This window comes from Rhizobium sp. LCM 4573, assembly GCF_001854865.1.
Taxonomy (GTDB): domain Bacteria; phylum Pseudomonadota; class Alphaproteobacteria; order Rhizobiales; family Rhizobiaceae; genus Neorhizobium.
Map to the genome: position 1 here is coordinate 62,443 of NZ_MDDW01000011.1, position 26,073 is coordinate 88,515.

Annotated in this window: 23 protein-coding genes; 9 read left to right on the forward strand and 14 right to left on the reverse strand. The window is 62.0% G+C overall.

All coding sequences use genetic code 11. The features are described from left to right. The first annotated feature begins 2 nt into the window (after positions 1 to 2). From LCM4573_RS16035 to LCM4573_RS16045, 3 genes are all read left to right on the forward strand, one after another. Positions 3 to 782: an SDR family oxidoreductase gene (locus LCM4573_RS16035; protein ID WP_071007390.1), complete on the forward strand. Its 780-nt coding sequence runs from the start codon at positions 3 to 5 to the stop codon at positions 780 to 782. 485 nt (positions 783 to 1,267) lie between these two features. Continuing rightward, positions 1,268 to 1,519, forward strand: a complete 252-nt coding sequence (locus LCM4573_RS16040) for a transcriptional regulator (protein WP_071007418.1) — start codon at positions 1,268 to 1,270, stop codon at positions 1,517 to 1,519. Positions 1,520 to 1,521: 2 nt separating this feature from the next. Further along, complete coding sequence (locus LCM4573_RS16045; RefSeq protein ID WP_071007391.1) at positions 1,522 to 1,887, forward strand: type II toxin-antitoxin system RelE/ParE family toxin; 366 nt, start codon at positions 1,522 to 1,524, stop codon at positions 1,885 to 1,887. A gap of 177 nt (positions 1,888 to 2,064) precedes the next feature. On the opposite strand, the gene LCM4573_RS28940 is transcribed toward LCM4573_RS16045, so the two are convergent. Then, the gene (locus tag LCM4573_RS28940) at positions 2,065 to 2,205 is read right to left on the reverse strand and encodes a TetR family transcriptional regulator (protein WP_083347480.1); all 141 of its coding nucleotides are present in this window, start codon (positions 2,203 to 2,205) and stop codon (positions 2,065 to 2,067) included. Positions 2,206 to 2,504: 299 nt separating this feature from the next. On the opposite strand from LCM4573_RS28940, the gene LCM4573_RS16050 reads away from it, so the two are divergent. Then, positions 2,505 to 5,873, forward strand: a complete 3,369-nt coding sequence (locus LCM4573_RS16050) for a type III effector HrpK domain-containing protein (protein WP_244505340.1) — start codon at positions 2,505 to 2,507, stop codon at positions 5,871 to 5,873. 147 nt (positions 5,874 to 6,020) lie between these two features. Here LCM4573_RS16050 and LCM4573_RS16055 read toward each other — a convergent pair whose 3' ends face one another. Beyond that, positions 6,021 to 6,992: an alpha/beta fold hydrolase gene (locus tag LCM4573_RS16055; RefSeq protein WP_244505341.1), complete on the reverse strand. Its 972-nt coding sequence runs from the start codon at positions 6,990 to 6,992 to the stop codon at positions 6,021 to 6,023. 78 nt (positions 6,993 to 7,070) lie between these two features. Between LCM4573_RS16055 and LCM4573_RS16060 the strand changes: the two genes are divergently transcribed. Continuing rightward, positions 7,071 to 7,688 carry a TetR/AcrR family transcriptional regulator gene (locus LCM4573_RS16060; protein WP_071007392.1) on the forward strand — a complete coding sequence of 206 codons (618 nt, stop codon included), beginning with the start codon at positions 7,071 to 7,073 and terminating at the stop codon, positions 7,686 to 7,688. Between the two features lie 27 nt (positions 7,689 to 7,715). On the opposite strand, the gene LCM4573_RS16065 is transcribed toward LCM4573_RS16060, so the two are convergent. The 3 genes from LCM4573_RS16065 to LCM4573_RS16075 all read right to left on the reverse strand — a co-directional run bounded on the left by LCM4573_RS16065 (position 7,716) and on the right by LCM4573_RS16075 (position 12,675). Next, positions 7,716 to 10,856, reverse strand: a complete 3,141-nt coding sequence (locus LCM4573_RS16065; protein WP_071007393.1) for a LysM domain-containing protein — start codon at positions 10,854 to 10,856, stop codon at positions 7,716 to 7,718. A gap of 114 nt (positions 10,857 to 10,970) precedes the next feature. Next, positions 10,971 to 11,597: a L,D-transpeptidase gene (locus tag LCM4573_RS16070; RefSeq protein WP_071007394.1), complete on the reverse strand. Its 627-nt coding sequence runs from the start codon at positions 11,595 to 11,597 to the stop codon at positions 10,971 to 10,973. Between the two features lie 28 nt (positions 11,598 to 11,625). After that, on the reverse strand, positions 11,626 to 12,675 hold the full coding sequence (locus LCM4573_RS16075; RefSeq protein WP_071007395.1) for an EscU/YscU/HrcU family type III secretion system export apparatus switch protein: 1,050 nt from the start codon (positions 12,673 to 12,675) through the stop codon (positions 11,626 to 11,628). Between the two features lie 128 nt (positions 12,676 to 12,803). Between LCM4573_RS16075 and LCM4573_RS16080 the strand changes: the two genes are divergently transcribed. After that, positions 12,804 to 13,598, forward strand: coding sequence for a lipopolysaccharide assembly protein LapB (locus LCM4573_RS16080; protein WP_071007396.1), 795 nt, complete (start codon positions 12,804 to 12,806; stop codon positions 13,596 to 13,598). A gap of 13 nt (positions 13,599 to 13,611) precedes the next feature. On the opposite strand, the gene LCM4573_RS16085 is transcribed toward LCM4573_RS16080, so the two are convergent. From LCM4573_RS16085 to LCM4573_RS16120, 9 genes are all read right to left on the reverse strand, one after another. Next, a complete protein-coding gene (locus tag LCM4573_RS16085) occupies positions 13,612 to 14,049 on the reverse strand; it encodes a hypothetical protein (RefSeq protein WP_198539734.1) in 438 nt (145 codons plus the stop codon). Beyond that, the gene (locus tag LCM4573_RS16090; RefSeq protein WP_116285541.1) at positions 14,039 to 15,379 is read right to left on the reverse strand and encodes a type II and III secretion system protein family protein; all 1,341 of its coding nucleotides are present in this window, start codon (positions 15,377 to 15,379) and stop codon (positions 14,039 to 14,041) included. The genes LCM4573_RS16085 and LCM4573_RS16090 overlap by 11 nt, the downstream gene beginning before the upstream one ends. 96 nt (positions 15,380 to 15,475) lie before the next feature. Continuing rightward, positions 15,476 to 17,653, reverse strand: a complete 2,178-nt coding sequence (gene sctV, locus LCM4573_RS16095; protein ID WP_071007398.1) for a type III secretion system export apparatus subunit SctV — start codon at positions 17,651 to 17,653, stop codon at positions 15,476 to 15,478. Beyond that, positions 17,650 to 17,988, reverse strand: a complete 339-nt coding sequence (locus LCM4573_RS16100) for a M48 family metallopeptidase (protein WP_071007399.1) — start codon at positions 17,986 to 17,988, stop codon at positions 17,650 to 17,652. The genes sctV and LCM4573_RS16100 overlap by 4 nt, the downstream gene beginning before the upstream one ends. Continuing rightward, positions 17,985 to 18,371 carry a hypothetical protein gene (locus LCM4573_RS16105; RefSeq protein ID WP_071007400.1) on the reverse strand — a complete coding sequence of 129 codons (387 nt, stop codon included), beginning with the start codon at positions 18,369 to 18,371 and terminating at the stop codon, positions 17,985 to 17,987. The genes LCM4573_RS16100 and LCM4573_RS16105 overlap by 4 nt, the downstream gene beginning before the upstream one ends. Before the next feature lie 28 nt (positions 18,372 to 18,399). Beyond that, positions 18,400 to 19,332 (reverse strand): FHA domain-containing protein, encoded by a 933-nt coding sequence (locus LCM4573_RS16110; protein WP_198539735.1) that lies wholly within the window; start codon positions 19,330 to 19,332, stop codon positions 18,400 to 18,402. Between the two features lie 117 nt (positions 19,333 to 19,449). Continuing rightward, the gene (locus LCM4573_RS28310) at positions 19,450 to 19,611 is read right to left on the reverse strand and encodes a hypothetical protein (protein ID WP_170986339.1); all 162 of its coding nucleotides are present in this window, start codon (positions 19,609 to 19,611) and stop codon (positions 19,450 to 19,452) included. 328 nt (positions 19,612 to 19,939) lie between these two features. Beyond that, on the reverse strand, positions 19,940 to 20,698 hold the full coding sequence (locus LCM4573_RS16115) for an alpha/beta fold hydrolase (RefSeq protein WP_071007401.1): 759 nt from the start codon (positions 20,696 to 20,698) through the stop codon (positions 19,940 to 19,942). A 44-nt stretch (positions 20,699 to 20,742) separates the two neighbouring features. After that, positions 20,743 to 22,518: a cytochrome c biogenesis protein DipZ gene (locus LCM4573_RS16120; RefSeq protein WP_071007402.1), complete on the reverse strand. Its 1,776-nt coding sequence runs from the start codon at positions 22,516 to 22,518 to the stop codon at positions 20,743 to 20,745. A gap of 241 nt (positions 22,519 to 22,759) precedes the next feature. Here LCM4573_RS16120 and LCM4573_RS16125 point away from each other — a divergent pair, with 241 nt between their 5' ends. The 3 genes from LCM4573_RS16125 (at position 22,760) to LCM4573_RS16135 (ending at position 25,974) form a co-directional block, all read left to right on the forward strand. Then, positions 22,760 to 23,806 carry an alpha/beta fold hydrolase gene (locus tag LCM4573_RS16125; protein WP_071007403.1) on the forward strand — a complete coding sequence of 349 codons (1,047 nt, stop codon included), beginning with the start codon at positions 22,760 to 22,762 and terminating at the stop codon, positions 23,804 to 23,806. A 99-nt stretch (positions 23,807 to 23,905) separates the two neighbouring features. Further along, positions 23,906 to 24,646, forward strand: a complete 741-nt coding sequence (locus tag LCM4573_RS16130; RefSeq protein ID WP_071007404.1) for a response regulator — start codon at positions 23,906 to 23,908, stop codon at positions 24,644 to 24,646. Then, a complete protein-coding gene (locus tag LCM4573_RS16135) occupies positions 24,643 to 25,974 on the forward strand; it encodes an ATP-binding protein (RefSeq protein ID WP_071007405.1) in 1,332 nt (443 codons plus the stop codon). The genes LCM4573_RS16130 and LCM4573_RS16135 overlap by 4 nt, the downstream gene beginning before the upstream one ends. Positions 25,975 to 26,073: the final 99 nt, after the last annotated feature.

Below are 26,073 nucleotides of genomic sequence, written 5' to 3' on the forward strand. Positions count from 1 at the left end.
TGATGACGGGACGGCTCGCTGGCAAGCGGATATTCTTGACGGGTGCGGCGCAGGGCATCGGCCTTGCGATCGCGAAGGCTTTCCTGCGCGAGGAAGCGGCGCTGTTTCTGGTCGATCGTGATAGCGACCTTCTTGAACGAGAGGCGAAGGCGTTCGGCGAGAGCGGCGAGAAAGTCGCCTGGCTTGCCGCCGATATTGCCGATGCTGCTACGATCACCGGGGCCGTTCGTCAAGCAGCCGGAAAGATCGGTTCGATCAACGCGCTCGTCAACAATGCTGGCGTAAACGTCTTCGCCGAGCCGCTGGAAACCAGCGATGAGGAATGGAGCCGCTGCTTCGACGTCAATCTCAAGGGCGCCTGGAACTGCTGCAAGGCCGTGCTTCCCGGCATGATGGAGGCGGGCGGCGGCGTCATCCTCAACATCGCCTCGACCCATGCCTTCACGATCATTCCGCACACCTTTCCCTATCCGCTGGCAAAACACGCATTGCTCGGCATGACCAAGTCGCTCGGCCTTGAATACGCGCCGAGGAATATCCGCGTGAATGCGCTGGCGCCGGGCTACGTCTCGACCCAGAAGGTCATCGACTACTGGAACAGCTTCCCTGACCCGGAAGCCGCCAAGGCGGAGACGATGAGATTGCATCCAGGCGGGCGCATCGCTTCGCCCGAAGAAATCGCCATGGCCGCGGTCTTCATGATCTCCGACGAATGCCCGTTCATGAACGCGACCTGCCTGACGATCGACGGCGGGCTGAGCGTTCAGCAGCATCCCGCTTGAGCGCTCTGGACATGGCCGTCGTTGGTTACGAGCCCCCGCAGCCAAAAATTTCAGATACTATCAAAGGCCTATCGCCCCCGAGTTGAAGCCGAAGGCGTTTTTGCCCCTAGCACAAACCTATCACATCTCAAGCTGGGCCGCGATTTACGCAGCGCACATCAAGACCGCGCTGGACGCTTCCGTCATCAACGCCCGCAAGCCTCGGCAGAGGGCGAACAGGGCACGGAAGATGCAGGGGCGGCGGCACCGCCGCCCCTGAACGGACACGAGGCTCCACAGCCTGGCAGAGACACCCGAACGGGTGTCCACACGAACCGCTTGCCGGTTCGCTGCGCCCGCCTGCCGGGGGCGCTCACAGAAGGTTTAGCCTTCTTCCCAATCCGGCTATGCCCTCCGGCGAAGGTCGGGTCTTTCGGAAATTGTRAAGAATATTGACAATATATGTTACAAAATCCACAATAAAGGGAGAACGAGAGGATATGCACATGGCATCGGGAAACATTCATGTACGGGTGAGCGGCCAACTGGAAGCCCACCTTCAGCAGCAGATCGGCGAGGATGGTCTCTATGAGAATGCCAGTGAGTATATTCGTGCCCTGATCCGCCGCGACCTGCAGACCCGCGAGGAAGCTTGGGAGACCTTGCAGAAGGAACTGGCCCCCGCCATGCGGGCCGACGACAGTGAATTCGTCACCGTCACGGCCGACGATGTCATCCGCCGCAACCAGCGCCGCTAACCATGGTGGCCTATCGGTTTTATCCCCGAGCGGATGCCGCTCAGGACAAGATTTGGAATGATACCGTCAAAGATTGGGGAGAGAAGCAGGCCGTAACCTATATCACTGGCTTGCATGCCCATTTGCGGCGGCTATGTGATAACCGGATGATTTGGCGGAAGTTGCCGCAAAAGCTTGCGGTTCCTGCCGACGTGAAGCRCGAGGCGTATTTCAGCCGGTACGAGCGGCACTGCATCTTCTTTCGGGAACTGGACAATGGCGATCTGGGTGTCATGAGCATTCTTCATGAGCGCATGGACTTGCCGGTCCGTCTGAAGGACGACTTGGTTGCCCTCATTGCGAAGCAGGATAAGGCCGACGAGACTTAAAATCGGCCGGAGCCTAGGCGAGGGGAAAGTCGTGGAAGTTCGGCCGATTCTCCTACGGAGGCAGGGATCGCAGATCGAGATCATGCTCACGTAGGCGGATCTCGGAATAGGCGGCCCTCAAGCGCAATACGATACGGGTCGTCCTTGTTGCCGAATAATAGTAGACGATCTGCTTATTCAGCCCGAGCGAGCTGCAATGCGGTCAACGCGGGCCCCGTTGAAACCCTGTTCGGCAAATTCGGCGCGCGTCGCGGCCAGGATTATGTCGCGGGCATTTTCGCCTGCCTTTTGCGCTGCGCGAGGCTGGGGTTTCGCCATGGACGATCCGTTTGCTTTTGTGCCTTGTCAACCCGCTCCGCGCCACGAGCGCTTCGCCCAGCCGTTTCTGCAGGCAATGGCGGTCTCGGCTCGGGTCTGCGGGAGCATCCCTGCTAGCCGCCCAAGATCGGCCTGTCTAGTGTCGCCCGAAATCGTGCTCCGGGCATGGGACGGCGTTTTACTGTCTCGCTTCCAATAAGATGACGCCATGTCACATGCACTACACACACGGGCGTTTAACCTGAGCGCAATCCTTAATCGAAACTGACCGAACGTCACACGACAGGAGAGGTGCCCCTATGTCCAAAGTCATGAGCAAGCCTTCGAGCCCCGTCGATCCGGATTCTGTCGATCCGAACAATGTGGGCGCATGGGAGGACGCGAAAAAGCAGGCACAGGATGCGGGCATACGCTGGGAGCGACCGGCGGGCGACAACCGCTCGGCCGAGGAGATCATCAACGACAACCCGCTGCTGAAGAACCTCGGCAACCAGGCGGGGGTCAAGGAATCACTCGAACTCAGGGTCGGCGGCGATATCGAAACCGACGCCGATGCCGCCTATCGCGCCGCACAGGTTCTCGAACACATCGAGACATTCGATGGCGGCGGTAAGCGCCTAGCGAGCAACGACATCGGCAATGACCGCATCGACGGCTTCACCAGCAGCGACGAGGCCCGGCACGGCACCGAGGCCGGCCGCCTGCAGGATTTCGGAAAATACGGCTTTTCCAATCTCAAGGGAGAGCTCAACGATATCACGTCCGCGGTGGAGGATCCGGAGGCGCGCAAGCAGGCCGAGGAACTCGGCATCCAATGGGAGCGTCCGGAAGGCGATGACCGCTCGGCGGAGGACATCATCAATGGCAGCGACCTGCTCAAGAATCTCGGCAACCAGAGTGACGTCAAGGACATGCTGAGGGAGCGGGTCGGCGACTTCGAGAACGACGCCGATGCCGCCTACCGGGCGGTCCAGGTTCTGGAGCACATCGAGCGGTTCGACAGCGACGGGAAGCGGATCGCCGGCAATGATGTTGACAATGGCAGGGTCGACGGCTTCACAAACAGTGGCGAAGCACGCAACGGCACCGAGGCCGGTCGTTTGCAAGACTTCGGCAAGTACGGCTTCTCGCATCTTAAGGGCAAGATGGAGAACCCGGACACGGTCGGCGACGACAAGGCGGCCCGCGAGGCCGCGGAGAAGGCTGGCATCAAGTGGGAGCTGCCGGAAGACGACAAGCGCTCCGCCCAGGACATCATCGATGACAATCCGCTGCTGAAGAATCTCGGCAACCAAAGTGGCGTCAAGGACATGCTGAAGGAGYGCGTCGGCGATTTCGAGAAGGACGCCGATGCCGCCTATCGCGCTATCCAGGTTCTCGATCGCATCACCATGTACGACTCGGAGGGCAAGGTGCAGTCCGGAGATGGTGTCTCCAACACCAGTATCGACGGTTTCACCAGCAGCGACGAGGCACGGCACGGCACCGAGGCGGGCCGTCTGCAGGACTTCGGCAAATACGGCTTCGAATCGCTGCCCGATGTGCAGAAGACGGAAGACATCGGCAGCTACAAGGACTTCCTCAGCGCCAATAAGGATGCCGACGAAACCTCGAAGACCTTGGCCAAATACGCCGCCCTTATCGGTGAGAACTACGACGCGATCAAAGGCAAGGTCGGCGCCGACGGCAAGCTGACGGCCGACGACCTGAAGAAATACATGGACGAGAACCCGCAGATCAGCGACGACTTCAAGGAGGCGTTGAATTTCTGGTCGAAACCGGGAGCATTTGGCAAGCTCGAGACGGCCGCCGATCCGCTGAAATTCAAGCCGGACGGTAATGTCAGCAAGGACGACATCTCGAATTGGATCAAGTCGCAGGCTCCCAAGGATGCGGGGTCCGCGATCAACTTCCTATCCAGTGCGGTCAATGGAAACGCCGTCGGCGATGTCGATGTCAGCAAGCTGAACAAGGATATCTTCGAAAATCCAGACAAGCACTCGGCCGAAGAAAAGGCAGCGGCATTGCAGGAATTGCTGGCGGCCCAGCAACTCGTCATCAAGGGCGCCGAGGCCGGCATGTGGGGCGACGACTACGGCAAGGTCGCCATCTCCAACCGTGCGCGCACCCATCCCGATCCGAACGAAATTCTCAACGATCTCAACAACCATATCAGCATTCTCGAGAGTGACCCGGAGGTGGTCAAATATCTCAACGAAAACAGCGCCAAGCAGATGACCGAACTGCTGGAAGGCAATCCGGGCCTGAAGGACGCTCTGCAGAAGACCTACGATGACGAGATCAAGTCCGGTGGTGCGCTCAATAAGCTCTGGGATACGAATACGAAGGACGGAAAGACCGACCAGCAGTCTGCTCTCGCCGAATTCTTCACGTCCGCGAGCCTTTACCAGGAGGTGCTCGGCATCAAGGATCCGGCGGCAATTCGGGATGCGATTGGGTCGTCCGAGCATGCTCAGGAGTTCAAGGACTTCTACGAAAAGTCCCTCGTTTCCGGAACACGGCTCGAGGAACTCATGAAGGATAACACCTTCGAGGAGGCGGTCAGCGCCTATAGCGCCGAGGTCGCTCTCTACAATGCGGCTCTGGATCCGGGTTTTACCGGCAAGTTCGATAAAGAACTGAACGACAACTTCAACAGAATCGCCCAAGACAACCTCATGAAAGACGGATCCTTCGACGATCTGAAATCGGCCTTTGGCATCAATGGCGGCGACGAGCTGGATGAGGAGAAGGTGCGGGCGATGGTCGACGAGATCATCAAGACCAATCCGGAGCTCGTGACCAATCCCAACGGCTCCACCGCCACAGCCGACCAGATCATGACCGGCATCAGGGGCAGCTGGGACGTTCTGCGGCAAGGCACCAAGTCGCTGGCCGAACTTAAGAAGGRATGGCTGAATCCTGACGTCAAAAATCTGGCCGACAAGGGCGTTCTGCATGGCATCAGCGGTATCTTCATGGCCGGCGTCACCATCGCCAAGGGTGCACAGAGCGGCGGAAACCTGACCGAGAAGAACAAGGTCGATATCGCCACGGGTTCAGTCATGACGGTAACGCTGCTCACCGAAGGTGGCGTCAAGGCCTACAAGGACTATCTGAATAACGTGGCGGAGAAGAATCCGGGCAGCGATCTCGGCAAGAAGATCGGCAAGATGACCGATGAGCAAAAGTCCAACTTCATCGACGAGAAAATGAAAAACTGGACCAAGGCCGAAAATATCGCCAAGGGAGTAGGCGGCCTGGCCGGCGTCGTGGCGGRAGCCTACGGCATTTTCGACGGCGTCAAGGCTATCCGCAAGGGCGATGACGTGACCGGCGGCATCAATATTACCGCAGGGTCGCTCGGAGCGTTGGCCGGGTTGGCGTCGGCCGTCGAAGGCGGTGCGGGTCTTCTAGGTTCGAATGCTCTCAGAGCAATCATGGCGCCGTTGGCCGGCGGACTTGGAATGCTGGCCGCGGGTGTTGGCGCGATTGCCATGTTCCTTCCGGGGCTGATCGCCGAAGGCAAGCAGCAGACCAAGGCCGACAATTTCGGCAGTCTCCTCGGCGAATATCTGACGAAATACGAGATCGACGGCGTGCCGCACGGCGACCTTTGGGATGTGCCGGACGATGCTTGGCCTGAGACGAGTGACGGCTTGTCGTAAGGTGTTGCTCCGGCCGGGCTTGATCCAAGCCCGGCCGGAAATTCGGTTTGCATTAGGACGTGCCAGCACCTTTGAGGCACAGGCGCACGGACAATGACAGAAGCAGGCGACGAGTTGCCGATCCGCCAGCCCGCTCCGCCCTCATCTTCAGTGCGTCGGAACCGACTCCCGGAAATCGGCCAGGTCGCGGTTGAACCGTTGCGCCTCCTCCAGGAATGGTGCGTGTCCGGAATCGGCATAGATCTGCGAGCGGATTGCCGGGTTGAGTGCCTTTGCACGCTCAAGGCTCGGGCGCGCCATGACCAGCGCATCCTTTTCGCCGTAAAGCATCAGCATGGGAGCCTTGATCTTGGGCAGCCCCTCCGCCGCAAAGACCGACATGGAAGGCACTGTCCGGGTCATGATCCATGATGCCATCGCCGCATTGGATAACAGACGCTCGAACGTCGCCCGATCCGGCTGCGTCGCAAAGCAGAGCGCCAGAAAGTCGCGCATTGCATCGAGGTGAACCTTCAGGTCATCCGAAGCAAGGCCCGCATAGACATCGGGATGTGAGGTTATCAGCTCGGCTTTCAGTTCGACCACGCCGCCCACATAGACCAAGCCTGCGATCTCATCATCGCCGTAAGCCGCAAGATAGTTGGAAATGACGGCGCCGCCCAGCGACCAGCCGACCAGAACCGGATTTTCGGCCTTTGTTGCCTTGAGCACGGCGCGCAGGTCGTCAGCCCAGCGGCGTCCGTCGCCATAGGCCTGCGCATCCTGCGGCTTTCCCGAAAGCCCATGGCCGCGAAGATCGAAGGTGATCAGCCGATAGCGCGAAAGATCGGGGCTGTTCAGCTGGCTCTCCCAATTGAGATGGCTCCCGAGCAATCCGTGGATGAAGACGATGGGAGGCCCGGCAGGGTTACCCCCTTCCTGAACGGCGATGCCGACGCCATCCGGCGAACTCACGGTATAGTTCTTCTGCGCCGCCATCGCGACTGAGGATACCATCGTCATTAGGACGGCCAGCCATAGCGCGCGCATCACCGAGGCGAGCTTGCCAGACCTCGAACCGCCGACGCCTAGCCCCGTATGCGGCTGGCTCCGTTGCACCATCAACATCAGTGTATTCACGACATTCATCCTTATGTTTAGTGATCGCTACAAACTAAACGCTTGCCTTATGGTGTCAAGTTGTCTTTAGTGATCGCTATGGATAAGCTCGTGAAGAAACGTCGAGGCGGGCCGCGCACTTTCGACAGGGATCAGGCGGTCGATATCGCCATGCGCCTGTTCTGGCGGCACGGATATGAGGGCGTCTCGCTCAATGATCTGACGGCGGCGATCGGGATCGCGCCGCCGAGCCTCTATGCGGCGTTCGGCAGCAAGGCAGGCCTCTACCGCGAGGCGCTCGATCGATATTCCGGCCTGCCGCGGGCCCTGGGCAATCTTGGCGGGACGGCCAGTCTTGGCGAAACGGTCGAAACCCTCCTTGATCGCGCCATCGATGCCGTCACCGATCCCGACGAGGAGCTCGGCTGCATGATCTCGAGTGGAATGATCCAGTGCGGCGAAGACCATGCCGACCTCGCCCGCGAACTGGCGGAGCGCCGAAGCATGATGCGCGACACCATCGCTCTGAAGCTCGAGCCGTGGCTGGATCGGGATCGTGCCGCATCCCTCTCCCGTTATCTCGTCACGATCCTGCAGGGGCTTTCAGTGCAGGCACGCGACGGCGCCTCCCGCGGGGACCTGAGGCAGGTCGCGAGTGAGGTCGTGGCCGGCATCAGGGCTCGGGGCCTCTCGGATGACAAAAGAGAGACCCCATAGACGCTTGGAATGCTATCGCGAACTCGTTCAAGCCGTCGGCAGGGCCAGTTCCGATATGCCGAGCGTGGTAAGCGCGATATCGATCTGGGTTACGGAACTCGGCGAAGCGTCGCCATCCTCGACATAGAACCGTTCGCCGAAAATGGTCTTGTACGGCGTCACGACTTCCTGGTTATAGAGCATGTCGCTCGTATATTCATAATCATCGGAAGCGGTCGCTTCCAGCTTGGTGGCGTCGCCGCCGAACTCGTCGATCGTGTGATGCACGTTGTCGCGCAGCGTCGCCAACTGCTCCGGGGACATGTTGTTCAGCCAGTCGACAAACGCTGACTGGTGGGCCGGATTGTCGAAATCGAAGCCCTTATCCTTTGCGTATTCGATGAGAAGCGGGACGGGACTGTGGCCGTCGCCGCTCTGATCGACCAGGGCTTTGGCGACATCTGTGTCGAGATCGGAGTGATCGAGGAAGCGCGATGAGGTTTCGTTATCGTATTTGTTGCTTTCGCGAACATCGGAAACGATCATGGACGCGCCGACGCCAAGAATGACCACGCCGAGACCGATCGGTCCGGCGATCGTGCCGGCCCCGAAGGCGGCGGTCACGCCGCCGGCCGCGGTTGCGGCATGGATACCCCCCATCAGCGGATCGCCCTGCGAGAAGGCCTGCACGGAGTTCACCCCGTCGAAGACGGCGCCGATCGCGCCAAGGAGCTTGGTGCCTCCGCGCAGGCTGCCGTCGAAATGTCGGACCGCGAAGGAATCCGGATTGATCATGTTGAGGCCGCTGCGGATCTCGACGGAGCGCTGCCAGAGACCCGCCGCGTCAAAGGTTGCCTTCAGGATGTTTTCGACATTGGGCTCCGTGCCGGCCATGCGAGCGGAATTGTAGAGGCTGGCGGCGCTTCCGGCAGCGCCGATCATCCGCAGCAACTGGCCGGGCACGGTCGAGGTGGAGAAGGTCCGAATACCACTTTGCTTGTTGCCGTCGAGCGAGTTGAGATCGCTGTTCAGCGTCTCCATCTTGCGCTGGATCATCTCCGGCGTATCGGTCGCGGTCGGCAGCGAAGCTTCGATCGCGGTGATCGCCTTGTTCATGTCCCCTTCGGTCACGCCGAGGAGCTTGGCGAACTTGCTATCGCGGAACTGCGCTAGGCTGTCGCGGACTTCCTGCATGCTTGCGGCGTCGCCGGGCTTGAAATCGGTGAATTTCGGCAGGACGTCGCGCTGCACATATTGGGTGAATACTTCCTCGGCCAGTTTGCGGCCGCGATCGGTGAGGCGTCCCTGGCTGCCGAGGAAGTTCAGCATCTGCGGGCTATCGAGAAGCTCCGGATTGGTGCGYAGCGCCGTCTGGATCGCCAGATAGGAGCGATCGTCGTTGAGGATGGTTTCGATCTGCTCGTTGATCAGCGCCTTCTGCTCGGCGGGCTGGTCCGGGAAGTTTCCGAGTTGGGTCAGCTGATCGAGGAGCGTTTCACCGTGCTTGGCGACCTCCGCCTCGAGGCGTTCTTCGGTTTCGATCCACGCATCGCCCTTCTCGGTCTTGTAATCCTCGATGGCCTGGTTGAGCTGCGCCGGCGTCATCGTGTCGCCGTGGTTGTCGATCAGCCAGCGCAGTTCCTCCATATGGGCGGAATATTCATCCACCGCGCTGTTGGCGCTGTACTGGGTCTGCTGGACGCCGGGAAGGATATCCTGGGTGAGGAGGGTCGTGTCCGCCCCATTTCTCTCGGACAGCTCCAATGCGTATTRCAAGCTGCCGCCCGCGCCGATGGAGCGCGTCAGTTCGTTCTGCGCATAAAAGCCGATTTCGGCCCAGCGCTCGATGATACTGTCGCCGAGCGGCGTACCCTCTATCCGGTCGGCGATCTTCAGCATGGCTTCGACGCCACCGACACCCAGCATGGGATAGCCGGTTTGCTCCTGATAGAGGGTGTTGGCGCGCTCGATCTCCGGCATGGCTGCCGAAACCAGCTCCGCGGCCAGTGCAGGCGCGACCCCCTCGGTCATGCCGTCAAGGCGCAGGAAGCTTTCATAGGGTTTGGCCTGCAGGTCCTGGGATGGGTCGAAATCGCCGAGTGGTTCGGTCGCATAATCGGCCATCGAGCCGATGAAGTCGCTGGCATAACCCGTGCGGAGCAGCGCCTGCTGCACCTCGGGGCTGGCATTGCCGTAGCTTTCGGCAAAGGCGTGGAACTGCGCCTGTTCATCGTTGCTCGACGCTTTGGCATTGTCGACGATCGAACGGATCTGTGCTTCTACCGTCGGGCCGTTATGCCCCGTCGTCTTCAATTCGATGCCCGAGGACGTGGCGGCTTGCTCAATCGCAAGCTCCGCCGGCCCGGCATCCCTCCAGTCGCGGTCATAGAGGTTCTGAAGCGCGTCGGCGCGCTCGTTTTCCGGCAGCGTTTGAAGGAATGTTTCGATGTCACCGGCCAGCGCGGTGGTTTCGCGGCTGTGGTCGATGGCGGCCGAGGGGTCGGCATATTCCAGGGCATTGCCGCGATCATAGAGTTCGGACGCGAAGGCTTCGACCGGATCGCTGTCGAGGCCGGCGTCTTCCACCGCCTGGGAAACGGCGATCCCGGCCGGGCCAGCATCCACCCAATCGGCCTGCGAAAGACGCAGCGCCGCAGCCTGGCGGGCCTCTGGCGGCAGGGCCGCCAGATATTCGGCGACATCCTGCTTCATCGCCTCCGTTTCCGCCGCGGCGTCGATACCATCGGCAGGCTCGCTGTACTCGATCTGGTTGCCGCGATCGAAGAGCGAGTCGATGAAGTCGTCTTCCCCTGCCGGCTCGCCTGCCTGGTCAGGTGACGTCTCGGCGACGATTTCCGGTTCGGGCGCCGGGAGGATGACGATATCGCCGGGATGAAGGAGATCGCCGTTGTGGTTGGCTTCGTCTCCATTGATCGCAAGCGCTTCGGCCGGGTCGACAAAATTTTCCCGCGCGATACTTTCGAGCGTGTCGCCTGCTTCGACGACGAAGACGCGGTCGCCAAGCTCGGGCTGGTCGTTGTGGCCGTTATCGCCGCCGCCTTGYCGTTCCCGTGTTATCAGATCGATGTCTCGCCGGAATGCTTCGCCTTGGGCCGGCGGGATTGGCGTTGCGGTATCATTGCTTTCATCGAACCGATACCGGGCATTCACGTCGATCCTGTAGGCCATGGCGCGCTCTCGATCTGGTTGAAGGAAAAGTCGTCAACACTGCTTTGGATGCGGGAACTATAGGCAAGCGGCGGTACTCTCGGGTTACAGTTTTATGAATTTTTTGTGCTGCCCCTAAAATACGCGGACCTTGGCGCCAATACCGACGCGATCATAGAGATCGATCACGTCGGTATTGGTCATGCGAAAGCAACCGGATGATGCTGCGGTGCCGACCGTCTCGGGCTGGTTGGAGCCATGGATGCGGTAAAGAGTTTCGCCGAGATAGAGCGCCCGCGCACCGAGGGGATTATCGGGCCCGCCCGCCATGTGGCGGGGCAGGTCCGGCCGGCGGGCAAGCATGTCGGCGGGAGGGCGCCAGTCCGGCCATTCGCGTTTGGCGCTGACGCGCTCGCTGCCGTACCAGCCGTAACCCTCCTTGCCGACCCCGACTTCGTAGCTTTGCGCAAAGCCGCCCGGCTCGACGAGATAGAGGCGGCGCGCCGCTGTATCGATCAGGATCGTGCCCGCGGCTTCGTTCGTCCGGTAGGCGACGCGCTGCCGCGTGCTGCGATCGGCGCTTGCCGCCCGGTCGGCCGGTCCTGAAGGAGCGGTGCCGGGATGCGTCGGCGAAAACAGGAAGTCGATATAGCCGTCGTCAAAGGCAGGACGGGACCCCGAGGACTGGGCATGGGCCGGAGCGCTGGCAAAGGCGAGGAGCGCTGCGAGGGTGAGGAAGCATGATGTGAACGGTCGGAGCATGGTCTGTATCTTGTCCTAATATCCTGTGTCATATCAGCTTGGCGGCGACCAGCAGGTCGGCGACCCGCTGAAACATTTTCTCAGGCACGGGTTCGCCGGTGCGCGCCGAGCGGGCGATCGCGTCGGCGAGCTCGGTATCGCGGATCACCGGAATATCCGTCAGCAAGGCTTCGGTAATCATCGTGCGCGACTGGGCGGGACTGGCGCGGCAGGCGATCATCGGGACCGGGGTCTCGCCGCGGACATAGCGGATGCCGACGGTCCAGCCGTCCGGCGCGCCGACGAGTAGCGAGGCGTTCATCAATCCGGTCTTGGTGGCATAAGCCTGCATTTCGCGCCGTTGTTTGCGGCGCTGCTGCAGGATCGCCGGATCGCCTTCGGCATCGCGCCGTTCGCGCTTCTGCTCGCTCTTTGTCATCTTCATATCGCGCTTGAACAGCCAATCCTGGACGAGCACGTCGATCACCCCGACGACGATGAAGGCGATGACAGCGGTGATAATCAAGGGCTGGAGCAATGCCTTGAAGACATTGGTGAGGCAGGGCGCGCCGCAAATGGGCGACAGGATGAGCGCCTGCAATCCCATGCGGAAGATGGCGACGAAGGCGGTCGCCAGAACCGCGAGCTTGAAGAGCGACTTGAAGAATTCCACGACGCTGCGCATGGAGAAGATGCGCTTGGCGCCCGAGACCGGATTTATATGTTCGAAATTCGGCGTGATCGGCTCGGTCGAGAAGACGAACCCTCTCATGACGACGAGATTGGTGAGAACGATGGCGGCGACCGTGACCGCCAGCAAGGGCACGGCCAGGTTCGTCAAGATGGAGCCGGCAAGGGCGAGCACGGTTGGCCACAGTTCGGCGAAGGCGTCGATGTGGACCCGGCGGGCGATGAGGTCGACGAGTTCCTCGATCTTCGCCTGCACGCCCGCCACGGCGTAGGCGAGATAGGCGATCGATGCGAACAGGACGGTGCCGGCGACCAGGTCCTGGCTCTTGGAAACCTGCCCCTTCTCGCGGGCGTCGCGGATCTTCTTGTCTGACGCGGGGAGGCTTTTTTCTTCGCTTGTTCCGCTCATCCGAAGTTCTCCCGTGATGTGCTCTCGACGGCGGCTTGCGTGCCAATCCTTCGGAAAGACGCCGGTCGCGTGTTGTCAGCCCGGACATGAGCGGCTAGAACCACGGCGGACCTAACGGACGGGATGAAATGCGGCATCACTCTTTGAACGCCCTGGTTCTGCTCGGACTTGTCCTGGCTGGCTGTAGCACCACCAGCGAGAAGACCGAGAGCGGTCCGAAGGACGAAGAAGCGCGCCTTATCAAGCTGGCACAGGATATCGAACAGCGCGGCGATCACAGCACGGCCGCCTCGCTCTACGAGCGAGCGGCAAAGGCCTCCAGCGACAAGGTCCGCGGCTATTCCCGCCTGGGAGACGCGCAGATCGCCGCCGGCGAGCCCGAACAGGCGGCGCAATCCTTTCGAACCGCGCTCGATGCCTCGCCCAATGACGGGCGGGCTCTTCTTGGGCTCGGCACAGCGCAGCTTCAGTCCAGTCAGGTCGAAAGTGCCGCGCGCACGCTGGCCGTTGCCGCGCCGCTGGTGAAGACCTCGACTGCCTACAATCGCCTCGGTACCGCGCTTATCCTCACCGGCGACGGGCAGGGGGCGGAAACGGCGTTCACGCAGGCGCGCAATCTCGATCCGGGCAATCTCGACACCCAATCCAATCTCGGGCTTGCGCAAGCCGTGTCGGGCCGCAATGAAGCGGCCGTCGCGACGTTGGGCGCCGTAACGCAATCGCCTCGCGCCGAGGCCCGGCATTTCCGCAACCTGATGCTGGTGTTGACGCTCGGCCAGCATGACAAGGATGCGGCCGCTGTTGCCGTTCCGGATTATCCGGACGCCGAAAAGCGGGCCTTCCTTGCCGAAGCGCGAAAGGTCCGCGCGATCAAGGGGCCTGCTGCCAGGGCCCGTGCTATCGGCCTGCTTGCGTCCAGCTGAGCCCATCCGGTCCTCAATTCACGAGGCCCGTTGTACCGACGTCTTGCTGTTCCGCCGGCGCTCGCTCAGGAGTAGTGCCGTCGATGCTGTGACGGGCGGCCCGCACCACCGGTGCGGCCATGGCGGGGCCGGTCCTGCGGCCGCGCACGAGATCGCTCTGGCGCTCCGCCATCAGCTGGAGGTTCATGTTGTTGGCGCATCCGGGCGGCAGATAGAGCGGGTCTTCGGTTACATCCGGCGTGACGCAGGCGTCGGGCACAAGGCGGCCTGCCTGCTTTTCATAGCCCTTGCTGACCGGGCCGGCGGCGGCGGTCATATGATAGTTCGGCGAATAGGGCAGGGGATCGCGTTGAACGCTGTTCTGGCATCCGGCGAGAGCAAGCGGGGTGAGGGCGATGGCAATGATTGCAACGGCACGGGGCGAGGTGATCATGGGCGATTTAGTCGACATAGAAGCCGAACCCCTTGTTGGTCTTGGTACGCTTGGCCGCAGTCGGGCCGGAGAGGGCGCCGGCGGGGCTGTCGAGTGGGGTCTTGAGATTGCGCTCTTCGACCGGTTCGACGAGATAGGGCGTGATCAGGATCACCAGTTCCGTCTCGTTGCGCTGGAAACGTTTTGACTTGAAGAGATCGCCGAGGATCGGCACATCGCCCAGCATCGGCACCTTCTCGATGTCCTGCGAGGCATTGCGCTGGAAAAGACCTGCGATCGCAAACGTCTGGCCGCTGCCGACTTCGACCGTCGTATCGGCGCGCCGCACCTGGAGGGCCGGCACCTGTAGATTGGCGATGTTGACCATGCCGCTCGCCGACAGGCTGCTGACCTCGGGGCGAACACGCATGGAGATGCGGCCGTTCGGCAGAAGCGCCGGCGTGAAGAGCAGCGAGACGCCGTATTGCTTGTATTCGATACCGACCTGTTCGTTGGTCACCGGCACGGGCACGGGAATCTCGCCGCCGGCCAGGAAGCTTGCCGTTTCGCCAGTGACCGCGGTAATATTCGGTTCTGCGAGAACCGTCAGAATGCCGTTGGCCTGCAGGGCTTCCAAAAGCGCGTCGACGYGGTTGCCGTTCCAGGCGGCGCCGGCGCTCAGCGCGTTGGAGGCTCCCCTGGCTGCATCAGCCCCTAGATTGCCGCCGGAAACGAAGCCGAACGAGAAATTGCCCGCGCTGACGAAGGCATCCCAGGTGACGCCGTAGCGGAGAAGCTGGTTACGAGACACCTCCGCGAAACGGACGCGGATATTGACCTGGTTGGCGCCGGAGACGGTCGTATCGTTGATGGCGGGCTGGTTTTCCGGGGCATAGGCCTCGATGGCGCTCGAGGTGTCCATCGCCTCCTGCATCGTCTTGGCATGGCCGCGGGCGAAGGGTTGTTCGCCGAACAGCGAGACGTCGATCGTGCTGTTCGGCTGGACGGCGCGCTGCGCATCCTTCACAGGTCGCGGATCCGGCACGACCCAGAAATCGATCGTGCCGCGCGCCGTCTCGTCGGGACTGAGCGCGATCAGGTTTGTGCGGCCGGTCTTGAGCGCGAATACATAGACCACGCCAGGCGAGACGACGCGCACGTCGGCGACCTTGGCATCGGCCATGAAGACCGATTCCACCGRCTGGTCGAAGCGCAGGATACGTCCCTGTCCCAGCGGAAGCATGATGGCCTGGCCGGATTTCGCATCGACGCTGAAGGATTGCCCCCTTGCAAGCGGTGCAAGAAGGCTGAAGGAAAGGAGAAGCAGAAAGAGGGTCGGCCCTTTCGCCAGGATGGTCGATCTCATCATTCTGTCAGTATTCTCCCCATGCATGCCGCGACGGTCGGATGAAGCTCAGTAATGATTCGTCCTTCATCCATGGCGTGGTCGAAAAGGACGCGTGCATCAAGATGAAGTGACTGCGAGAGTGGGTGCGTCCTTCCCCGTTATTTCGTCGTTTGTTGTTGATCTAATTGCGCGATTTCGCGTTTGTGAATTTATTGTGACAGACATCAGGGATTGTACGGAATATTCCGGTGCAATCTCCTGATAGGACAGAACGGGAATCTCGATGTCGTTGCGCAGGAGGTAGTTCCGCATCACCCTGCGGATATCGAGCGAGGTGAGAAGCACCGCTGCTTGGCTCTCGTCGTTGTCATTGAGCTCCTGCCGCAGCTGGGAAAGCATCGCCCGCGAGGCCTCTTCCGGCAATGCGAGCATTTTGCCGACGCCGGTGACCTTGATGGCGTTTCGGACGCCCTCTTCGGCTGCGCGCGACAGCACATAGGCCGCCAGAACACGGTTAAGCTGCGCGTGACGATGACAGATCTGGCGGGCAAGGGCGATGCGCACGCGCTCGGTCAACAGCAGCGTATCGGCCTCCCGACCGCCCCATTCCACCAGCGCTTCGAGGATCGCGCGCAGATTGCCGATCGGCACGTCCTCTTCCACCAGGCGGCGCAGGATGTCGGAAAGCTTGTTCAGCGGCACGACACGCGAAACTTCCTTGACGAGTTCGGAATACTCGCCTTCCATCCCGGTCAGGAGTTCGCGTGTCTCCTGGATGCCGATGAAATGCGCCGCATAGCGGCGCAGCGACTGCGACAGGCATTTTGCAAGTGTCGCGGCCGGGTCGTAGAAGCCTATTCCGGCCTCCGCCAGCGCATCGGCGTGATCCTTGCCGATCCAGATCGTGCGTTGACCGCTGATGAGGGCCGGGCCATCGCGGCGCGGCACCTGCAGAAGGTCGAGATGCATCGGGTCGTCGTTGAGAAGCAGACTGTTCTCCGGGATTTCGCCCTCGATGATTGGCACGCCCTCAAGGTCGACGCGAAAGCGATCCGGCACCAAGTTCGGATCAGGCCGCATTTCCACGGCGGGCATTTCCAGGCCGAGGTCCGCTTTCAGCGCGTCGCGCACGAGATCCGTCTCGACGCGGAACCGTTCCGGCCAGACGGCTTCGGCGAGGTTGACGCCGACATGCACGACCACGCGATGGCGCGTCGAGCCGCTGGAGATGATCGTGTGCTCGATGACCGGGCCCTGGTCAGCCTCGATCGTTTCGATCTCCGGCCTCGTGTCGGGTACTGCGGCGGGCTTGGGACGGCGGCGATAGATCATGAAGGCAAGCGCGCCGAAGAGCGCCGCGAGGCCGAAGAAGATCAGCGTGGGAAAGCCCGGCACGAAGCCGGCGCCGAAAAGGATGACAGCGGCCAGCGCCAGCGCCTTATCGCTCGATCCGAGCTGGCGGAAGATCTCGGTGCCGAGATCGCTTTCGGTTTCGGAGGCGACGCGGGTGACCACCGTGCCGGCGGCGATCGAGATCAGCAGGGCCGGGATCTGGGCAATCAGGCCGTCGCCGACGGTGAGAAGCGAATAGGTATGCGATGCGTCAGCGAAGCTCATGCCGCGATTGAACATGCCAACGAGAAGTCCGCCGATGAGGTTGACGAAGACGATGATCAGGCCGGTGATCGCGTCGCCTTTCACGAACTTCATCGCGCCATCCATGGCGCCGTAGAGTTGGCTTTCTCGTTCGAGACGCGAGCGGCGGCCGCGGGCCTCCGCCTGGTCGATATCGCCATTGCGCAGATCGTTGTCGATCGACATCTGCTTGCCGGGCATGGCATCGAGCGTGAAGCGGGCCGCGACTTCGGCGACGCGTTCGGCGCCCTTGGTGATGACGATGAACTGTGCCGCGGTGATGATGAGGAAGACGACGAGGCCGACCACGACCTCGCCGCCGATAACGAAACGCCCGAAGGTCGCGACGATATCGCCGGCATCCGCATGCAGGAGGATCAGGCGCGTCGTGGTGATCGACAGAGCCAGACGGAACAGCGTTGCGATGAGAATGATCGGCGGCAGCGAGGAGAAATCGCCCGGCCGGCCGATATAGAAGGCGACCACGAGGATCAGCAGGCTGAAGGCCATGTTGACGGCGATCAGCGCGTCCACCAGCAACGTCGGCAGCGGGATGACCATCATGATGACGGCGAGCATCATGAAGCTCGCGACGATCACGTCGGAGCGGTAGGACGCAAGGCGCGCCAGGCGGTTGAGCGTGCCGACGATTCCGGTCATTGCGGACCCCGCAATTGCAGATAGTCACGAAACGAGCGGTAGGCCTGAGGCTTGTCGTCGAGCACCCAGAAGGCGCGCGCCCGAAGCAAGTGCGCCGACGGATCGCTGTCGATTTCCTCGAGCCTTTCCAGCGCGCCGAGCGCCCGCTCTCCGGCGCCGTTTTCGATGAGGGCGGCCGCCAGCGTGCGCAGGATACCGGGATCGTCGGGATCGATCCGGTTGGCGATCAGCAGGAAGACGAGGCCGCGACCCTTCTGGCCGCTGCGCATGTAGATATAGCCAAGCGCGTGCATGAGCTCCGCGGAATCGGCATCAGTCTTACCCGTCCTGGTCATTCGACACCGCCTTCCTCGTCCATCCGCGCCTGCAGGTCGCGCCGGCGGTCGATCTCCTCCTCCAGCATGGCCTTGGCAATGGATGTGACGTCCTCGTTGGTATCGAGGCGGGGCAGGACCGCGGTGATGATGTGGTCGAGCAGGCTCATCGTGCGTTCATTACCGAATATGCCCGAGTCGGTGATTTCCGGCATGGTAAGATGATCGATCTCGCCGCGTAGCGAGGCGCCGTGCGCAAGGCTTCCGCGCCGGCGAACGCGAAGCGCGCTTTCGAACGCCTCTATTTGGGCGCGGCTGACCGGGTCTGCGCGTTTTGCCGCTTCGGCCAGAGCCCGGTCGAGGCGCTGTCGGTCGATGGTGACAGGTCGCAGCGTTTCGTTCATTGCGAACCTCCTGAACGTCTGCTGCACGTCATAGGGTAAGCTTGAACTCCTGCCCGCCGCGCACGACGAGGATCTGGCCGTCTTCGATCGACTTCAGCATCCAGCCGTCCTGAAGTGCCGCGCCGGGATAGCGGCGCTCGCCCCGGGCATCGACGACGTAAGGATTGTCGCCGAAGAACACCGCCTGGAAGATGAATTTCGGGGCATCGGTGACGGCGGCGGCCGAGACGAGGCTGGTCAATACATAGCGGCCGCCATGGGAGCGGTCGAACCAGCGCTGGACGTCGCGCCAGGCTTCCATACGATCCGGCGGGACTTGTCCCGACACGTCGATACGGCGGCCATCGGCCGAAAGCGTCAGATTGCCGAGACCGGCTTCCGCGATTTTCTGCTGGAGCGTGCCGACGATCTCGCCGTCCGACGGAGCGGTTGCGGCTGGGACGGAGCCGACAGTCAGCTGATCGTTCGAAAGAGCCGATTTCTGCGGCAAGAGACCGGAAATCCCGGCCTGGACGGCAACGATCGGCATCATGGCAAGCGCGACGGCCACGGCGGCCGCATAAGGACCCCAGCGCTTGATCATCGGGCCGGTGGGCGTGTCGCGGGCGATCCGCAGCTTCGCGTCGCCGATTGTCAGCGTCACCGGCAGCTTGACCCGGCAGCCGTAGCCGCGCTGCAGCGCCGGGCGCCCCTCGACGGTGACGGCGCCGCCGATGGCATTGATCGCCACCTGGCGGCCGTAGAAACGCAATTGGAGATGTTCCTGAGCGATATCCCGGTCCGACAGGACGAGATCGCAGCTTGGCGAAGAGCCGATCGTGCAGGCTTCACCGTCGATTGGCGCGCGCACGCCATGGTGCATGCCCGAGAGCACATCGAGCGCAAGCGCTCCTGGCTTCGTTGCAACGATGGCCGGCGACAGCGCCGTGGCGCTGGGGAAAGTCAGACTGTTCGACGACACGGTGCACCCCTTCATCGAATTCATTCTGCAACAGGCCGGCTGGCGCAAACCGACCACGAAACCACCCCGTCATGGAGCGGTGTGGCGCGGACGATTTTCTCGTCCGCGCCGACAGGATTAGTTCTGCGGACGCTGCTTGGTAGCGTCGAGCTCGGTCTTCTTCTCGGTCGTGATCTCGGTGATCTTTGCCGACTTTTCGATGGCCGCGTCGAATGCAGCCTCCATTTTTGCGATAGCCGCGTCAGCACCGCCGCCGGAAGCAGGAGTTACGTTTGCCATGATGGTCTCCATTCCTGGTTTAGGTTCATCGAATACGCCGCATTGAAGCGCCGCAGCGCGGCTCTCTCCTCGAAAGACCGCGGCAGGGGGAACCTAGATGCTGTTTTCAACAGATTAACGACAATGTGAGAATTATTGCCGCCTCGTTAAGGGGAAAGTCGCGCGTTGTGTCGCCTTGACTGTATTTGCTGCTGCATTCCAGGCCGTGAGGGTGCTTAGGTGAAGCCGATCACGGCTCGGCTGATTCATGAATGCGAGGTACCGCTCCAGGCGGTCAAATATGTTCCGGTAATGCGGATCGCTACGCAGCGGCGATCCGCATCAGGAATCAGCGGCTGAGCTCTTTTGCTGCCTTTTCGATGACTTCCGCCACCTTTTCCGGCTGCGAGGCGAAGACCGCGTGGCTTGCCTTGATTTCGGTCATGTCGCTGCCGGCGCGCTTTGCCATGTCCCGCTCGAGGTCCGGATTGATCGAGCGATCGTCGGTAGCGACAATCGACCAGCTCTTCTTCACCTTCCAGGCGGGCTCGCCGACTTTGGCCGAGAACGCTTCCTTAGAGGCGAAGACCTGTGATTTCGCGAGGAATGCGGCCTCGTCCTTGGGCAGATCGGCGGCGAAGTCGTTCGGGAAGGCCACCGGGTCGATGTAGAGATACTTCCCATCCTTCGTCTCGCGGATGTTCATGCCGCTGGCAGGCTTCGAGCTTGCGAGCCCGAGCAGGCTCTCGCCCTTGTCCGGCTGGAAGGCCGCGACGTAGACAAGGCCGGCGACATGCGGGCTATGGCCGGCTTCGGTGATCACCATGCCGCCATAGCTATGGCCGACGAGCAGGGCGGGGCCGTCCTGCAGGTCCAGAACGCGATTGGTCATGGCGACGTCGTCGGCGAACGAGGTGATCGGCTCCTGGACGATCGTGACGTTGAAGCCCCGCTTTTCGAGGATTTCAGTCGCCTTTCGCCAGCCGGAGCCATCAGCCAGGGCACCATGCACGATGACGATATTCTTCACGTCCGCGGCCTGAGCGGCGAAGGCGATGACGCTGGTGGTGAATGCAAGTGCGAGGATAGCGACATAACGGCGGTTCATGGGTTCAACTCCTATGGTTCGATGGTGGCGTAAGGGAAGGAAGTTCAGCCGAAGGTGAAGGCGTAGGCTTCGACGCCGGGGTCGAGGAAACGGATATCGAAGTTCCGAGCCTCTACGTCGCCGGATTGGCGGATAAGCTGGTAAAGCCTGGTCGAAGTCACCGTGCCGTAGCCATCGGCGTCGGTGTCGGCGCCGTGGTCGGCGCCGGGTGCCTTGCCGTCGATCGTCACCTGGAAGCGGACGGGTTTGCCGGAAGCGCCGGGCCCGAGAACCAGATGCAGGTCGCGGGCGCTGAAGCGGTGGGCGATACCACCATCCGGTCGCTCGAGGGTCGCTTGTTCGGCACCGACGGTCCAGGTGCCCGAGAGACCCCATTCGTTGAGGCTAGGTTCCTCGACTGAGTATTCGCTGGGCGCATCGGCGCGCAGGGTTTCCCGCGAGGCGAAGCTGGTGGCGCGCTCGTAACCGAGATAGGTTTCGCCCGAGCGGATATTCTTCAGGTCCGGGCTTGCCTCGGCACCCTTCGCATCCGGTGTCACGGTCGAGCTTGCGGTCATCTCGCTGCCGGCTTCTCGTAGCAGATCCTGAATCGCCTGTTCGGTCTGGCGGTAGTTGCCTTCGCCGAAGTGGTGGTAGCGGATCTGGCCCCTGGCATCGATCAGATAATGGGCCGGCCAGTAGCTGTTTTCGAAGGCGCGCCAGATCCTGAAATCGTTGTCGATGGCGACCGGATAGCCGATCTTGAAGTCACCAACCGCCTTCCTGACGTTGTCGATCTTCTTCTCGAAGGCGAACTCGGGGGCATGAACGCCGATCACGACAAGGCCCTGGTCCTTGTACTTTTCGGCCCAGGCACGAACGTAGGGCACGGTGCGTATGCAGTTGATGCAGGAATAGGTCCAGAAATCGACGAGCACGATCTTGCCTCGCAACTGTTTGAGGTCAAGCGGCGGCGAGTTCAGCCATTCGACCGCACCGTCCAGGGTCGGTGCGGGGCCTTCGACCGGCAGGTTGCTGCGGAACGGTCGTGCGGTGTCGGCGGCTGCAACGATCGTTCCATTACTGGCGACTTCCGACGGTGCGCGGGCGGCTTGATCGGCATGCAGCCGGTCGAGCACGGCCTGTTCGAAGGATGCGGTGCTAGCATAGGAAAGGCGTGCCAGAAGGCCGGTATCGAGGCCGAGCGCGATGACCACGACACCGGCGAGCACGGCAGCGCCGAGAGCCTGGCGGATGCGTTCGCTGACGCCGAGCGACCGCTTCATGCCGGCAAATACCTTACCGCCGACCACCAAGGCTATGGCAAGCGAAGTTGCGGCGCCGGCGGCATAGGCGGCGAGCAGGAACGTGGTCTGGAGGTTGGCACCTTGTAAAGCCGCTCCTGTCAGCACGAGGCCGAGGATCGGCCCCGCGCAGGGGGCCCAGAGCAGACCGGTGGCGATGCCGAGTATCAGCGAACTTGCCGCCGCCGGTGCTGAGCCGGGCTTGCCCGAAGCGCTCAGCAGCCGATTGCCGAAATCGACGAGCGGTTGGGTGATCGTAGCCGACACGCGGGGCGAAAGCAGGCTGACACCGAACACCGCCAGGAGCAGGAGCGCTGCGAGGCGACCGTATTCATTGGCGTGGATTGCCCAGCTTCCGCCGACCGCCGCAAGCGTCGCGACAAGTGCGAACGTGGCGGCCATGCCGATGAGCATGGGCAGCGTGCTGCGGACAAACGRCTGTCCGGCGCGGGCGAAGACGAAGGGAAGGATCGGGAGGATGCAAGGGCTGAGGATCGTCAGCGCGCCTCCGAGATAGGCAATGATAAGAAGCGTCATCATCGTTTCCTTTGAAACCTGGTTCGGGCTCTGGACCGCGATGCGGCTCGGCCAGCCACGGGGCCAATCTGGTCGATCTGACGTATCCCGGATGTGTCCGGGGTCGGGGGGAATTGTATCGCAACGTATCCTGGTGGCCGGATACTACATCCGCATTCAATAGAGGGCGGCGCGGGACACATGAGGGATACATGTCGCCGGCTTTCTTCCGATCGTGATCAACCCGGATCGGAGAGAACCCATGTCCAATGAAATCAACCACCAGCGCCGCCGTTTCTTCGGCATGGCCGCCATGACCGTCGCCGCCATCGAATTCGGCCTCACCTCCGTGGCAAGCGCGCAGCCGGCTGCGGCAGCATCGAAAGCAGTTGGCAAGGCCGGTGCGCACACCTCTTTCGAAGCGCTGAAGCAGGTCGAGGCCGGGGTGCTGAACATCGGCTATGCAGAGGCAGGTCCGGCGGACGGTCCGGTCGTTCTCCTGGTGCATGGCTGGCCTTACGACATCTACAGTTTCGTGGATGTCGCGCCAATCCTCGCATCGGCCGGTTATCGCGTCATCATCCCCTATCTTCGCGGTTACGGCACCACGCGGTTCCTGTCCGAAGATGCGCCGCGCAACGGACAGCAATCGGCGCTCGCCGCAGACATGATCTCGCTGATGGATGTGCTCGGCATCGATAAGGCGATCGTTGCCGGCTATGATTGGGGTGCGCGCACGGTCAACATCATGGCTGCGCTATGGCCGGAACGCTGCAGGGCAATGGTCTCGGTGAGCGGCTATCTGATCGGAAGCCAGGAGGCGAACAGGAAGCCGTTGCCGCCGGCGGCGGAGCTTTCCTGGTGGTACCAGTTCTATTTCGCCACCGAGCGCGGCCGCCTCGGCTATGAGGCGAATACCCGCGAATTTGCCAAGCTGATCTGGCGGACGGCCTCTCCGACCTGGAATTTCGACGATGYGACATTCGAGCGCTCGGCCGCCGCCTTCGACAATCCGGATCACGTCGCGATCTCCATCCACAACTATCGCTGGCGGCTGGGGCTCGCGAAGGGCGAGGCGAAGTATGACGCCTATGAAGACAAACTCGCGATGGGGCCGGTCATTACCGTTCCCACGATCACGATGGAGGGCGATGCCAACGGCGCGCCGCATCCTGATCCGGYTGCCTATGCCCAGAAGTTTTCCGGAAAATACGAACATCGCACCATTGACGGCGGTATCGGCCACAACCTGCCGCAGGAAGCGCCGCAGGCTTTTGCCCAGGCGGTCATCGACGTTGCGAAATTCTAAGGATCATCGGGGCATTTCTCCGCTTCGCGGCGGTCCCTTCCAAGGGTAAGAAGAGCGGAGTGCGCCGCCATATAGACCGAAAGGATTGAAGGGCCGTCCATGGAGCATGTCGACCATATCCTGATCGTCGATGACGACCGTGAAATCCGCGAACTGCTGTCATCCTACTTGAAGAAGAACGGTTTGCGTGCGTCGGTGGCCGCCGATGGCCGCCAGATGCGCAGCTTTCTGGACGCCAACGCGGTCGATCTGATCGTGCTCGACGTCATGATGCCCGGCGACGACGGGCTGGTGCTCTGCCGTGAACTGCGCGTCGGCAAGCACAAGGCTATCCCGATCCTCATGCTGACGGCCCGCAGCGACGAGATGGACCGTATCATCGGCCTTGAGATGGGCGCCGACGACTATCTCGCCAAGCCCTTCGCCGCGCGCGAACTGCTGGCGCGCGTCAAGGCCGTGCTGCGCCGGACGCGCATGTTGCCGCCCAACCTGCAGATCAGCGAGGCCGGACAGGTGCTGGCTTTYGGCGACTGGCGGCTCGATACCGTCGGCCGGCATCTCCTCGACAGGCAAGGCACGGAGATCGCGCTGAGCGGCGCCGAATACCGATTGCTGCGGGTCTTCATCGACCACCCGCAACGCGTCCTCAACCGTGATCAGCTGCTGAACCTTACCCAGGGCCGCGACGCCGACCTGTTCGACCGCTCGATCGACCTTCTCGTCAGCCGGCTGCGCCAGCGGCTCGGCGACGATGCGCGCGAACCGACCTACATCAAGACGGTGCGGGCGGAAGGCTATGTCTTCTCCGTGCCCGTCGAGATTTCGGAGCCCAGGATATGATCGGCGGCCTGTCCGACCGCGGCACGTCCGGCCGGGGCTGGTGGCCGAGCACGCTTCGCGCTCGGCTTTTCCTCATTCTGTTTGCGGGCCTTGCAATTGCCTATGGGCTCTCCTTCAGCATCCTCTTCCTAGAACGCTATATGTCGGCCAAGGCCGTCATGCTCGGCACGTTGGAGAGCGATCTCGCGACCTCGGTCGCCGTCATCGACCGTCTGCCGGCCGACGAGCGGCCGGATTGGCTGGATCGCCTGAGCCGTGGCAATTATCGCCTTGTGCTGGGACCGGGATTGCCCGGCGTGCCGGACATGTCTGGCCGGGGCGCCGAGATCGCGGAGCGGGTCCAGGAGGCAGCCGGGCACAGGTTTCCCTTGCGGATCGAGTCCATTCCCGGCGACGGAAAGCGGCTGCAGGCGCATCTGACGCTTTCCGATGGCTCGCCGCTGACGATTGAGATCACGCCGAGGGGGGTGATGCCGATCGCAGAATGGCTGCCTTGGGTGCTGGCGGTGCAAATGGGTCTGCTGGTTCTTTTTACTCTTTTTGCCGTCCACCAGGTGATCCGTCCGCTCGGAGAGTTCGCGGCAGCGGCCGAGACGCTCGATCCGAACAGGAACGGGCCACCGATGAGCGAGGCCGGACCCACCGAGGTCGCCCATGCGGCGCGAGCGTTCAATGYCATGCGCGAGCGCATCGCCCATTATCTCGAGGAGCGGGTGCAGATCCTCGCGGCGATCTCGCACGACCTTCAGACACCCATTACCCGGATGAGGCTGCGCGCCGACATGGCGGAGGACTCGCCCGAGAAGGACAAGCTCGTCAGCGATCTCGCCGAGATCGAGCGGCTGGTGCAGGACGGCATCGCCTATGCCCGCAGTTCGCATGGTAGTGGCGAAAAGATCTCCCGCATCGACCTTTCCTCCTTCATCGACAGCATCGCATATGACTACCAGGATACCGGGAAAGCGGTTGCCGTCTCAGGTATCGTGCGGGGCACGGCCTCGACCAAGCCGCATGCGCTTCGCCGCATCCTGACGAACTTCATCGACAATGCCCTGAAGTTTGCCGGCAGCGCCGAGATTGAGGTCGATCGACGAGTGGATGGCAGCATCGCGATTTCTGTGCTGGATCGCGGCCCCGGCATTCCGGATGGCATGCTGGATGCGGCGATGCAGCCGTTTTTCCGCCTGGAGCAATCCCGCAACCGCGAAACCGGCGGCACCGGGCTGGGGCTCGCCATCGCCCAGCAGCTCGCCGGGACCATCGGCGGTTCGATCAGGCTCTACAATCGCGCGGGCGGAGGCCTTGCGGCGGAAGTCAGCTTTCGCTGAGGAAATCCGGGTGCCATCTGTATGGGAACGTTTCCCGCCCGCCTGAAGCTACTCTCCGATACATTTCGGCTGTTTTGAGAAACATGCCAGATACGTCGA

Bases quoted from the DNA above. Each gene is read 5' to 3' on its own strand.
- LCM4573_RS16075 (WP_071007395.1), bottom strand. From the start codon at position 12,675: ATGAGCGGAACAAGCGAAGAAAAAAGCCTCCCCGCGTCAGACAAGAAG.
- LCM4573_RS16035 (WP_071007390.1), top strand. From the start codon at position 3: ATGACGGGACGGCTCGCTGGCAAGCGGATATTCTTGACGGGTGCGGCG.
- LCM4573_RS16115 (WP_071007401.1), bottom strand. From the start codon at position 20,698: ATGAACCGCCGTTATGTCGCTATCCTCGCACTTGCATTCACCACCAGC.
- LCM4573_RS16085 (WP_198539734.1), bottom strand. From the start codon at position 14,049: ATGTCGACTAAATCGCCCATGATCACCTCGCCCCGTGCCGTTGCAATC.
- LCM4573_RS16060 (WP_071007392.1), top strand. From the start codon at position 7,071: ATGGATAAGCTCGTGAAGAAACGTCGAGGCGGGCCGCGCACTTTCGAC.
- LCM4573_RS28940 (WP_083347480.1), bottom strand. From the start codon at position 2,205: ATGGCGAAACCCCAGCCTCGCGCAGCGCAAAAGGCAGGCGAAAATGCC.
- LCM4573_RS16105 (WP_071007400.1), bottom strand. From the start codon at position 18,371: ATGAACGAAACGCTGCGACCTGTCACCATCGACCGACAGCGCCTCGAC.
- LCM4573_RS16070 (WP_071007394.1), bottom strand. From the start codon at position 11,597: ATGCTCCGACCGTTCACATCATGCTTCCTCACCCTCGCAGCGCTCCTC.
- sctV (WP_071007398.1), bottom strand. From the start codon at position 17,653: ATGACCGGAATCGTCGGCACGCTCAACCGCCTGGCGCGCCTTGCGTCC.
- LCM4573_RS16100 (WP_071007399.1), bottom strand. From the start codon at position 17,988: ATGACCAGGACGGGTAAGACTGATGCCGATTCCGCGGAGCTCATGCAC.
- LCM4573_RS16080 (WP_071007396.1), top strand. From the start codon at position 12,804: ATGCGGCATCACTCTTTGAACGCCCTGGTTCTGCTCGGACTTGTCCTG.
- LCM4573_RS28310 (WP_170986339.1), bottom strand. From the start codon at position 19,611: ATGGCAAACGTAACTCCTGCTTCCGGCGGCGGTGCTGACGCGGCTATC.
- LCM4573_RS16040 (WP_071007418.1), top strand. From the start codon at position 1,268: ATGGCATCGGGAAACATTCATGTACGGGTGAGCGGCCAACTGGAAGCC.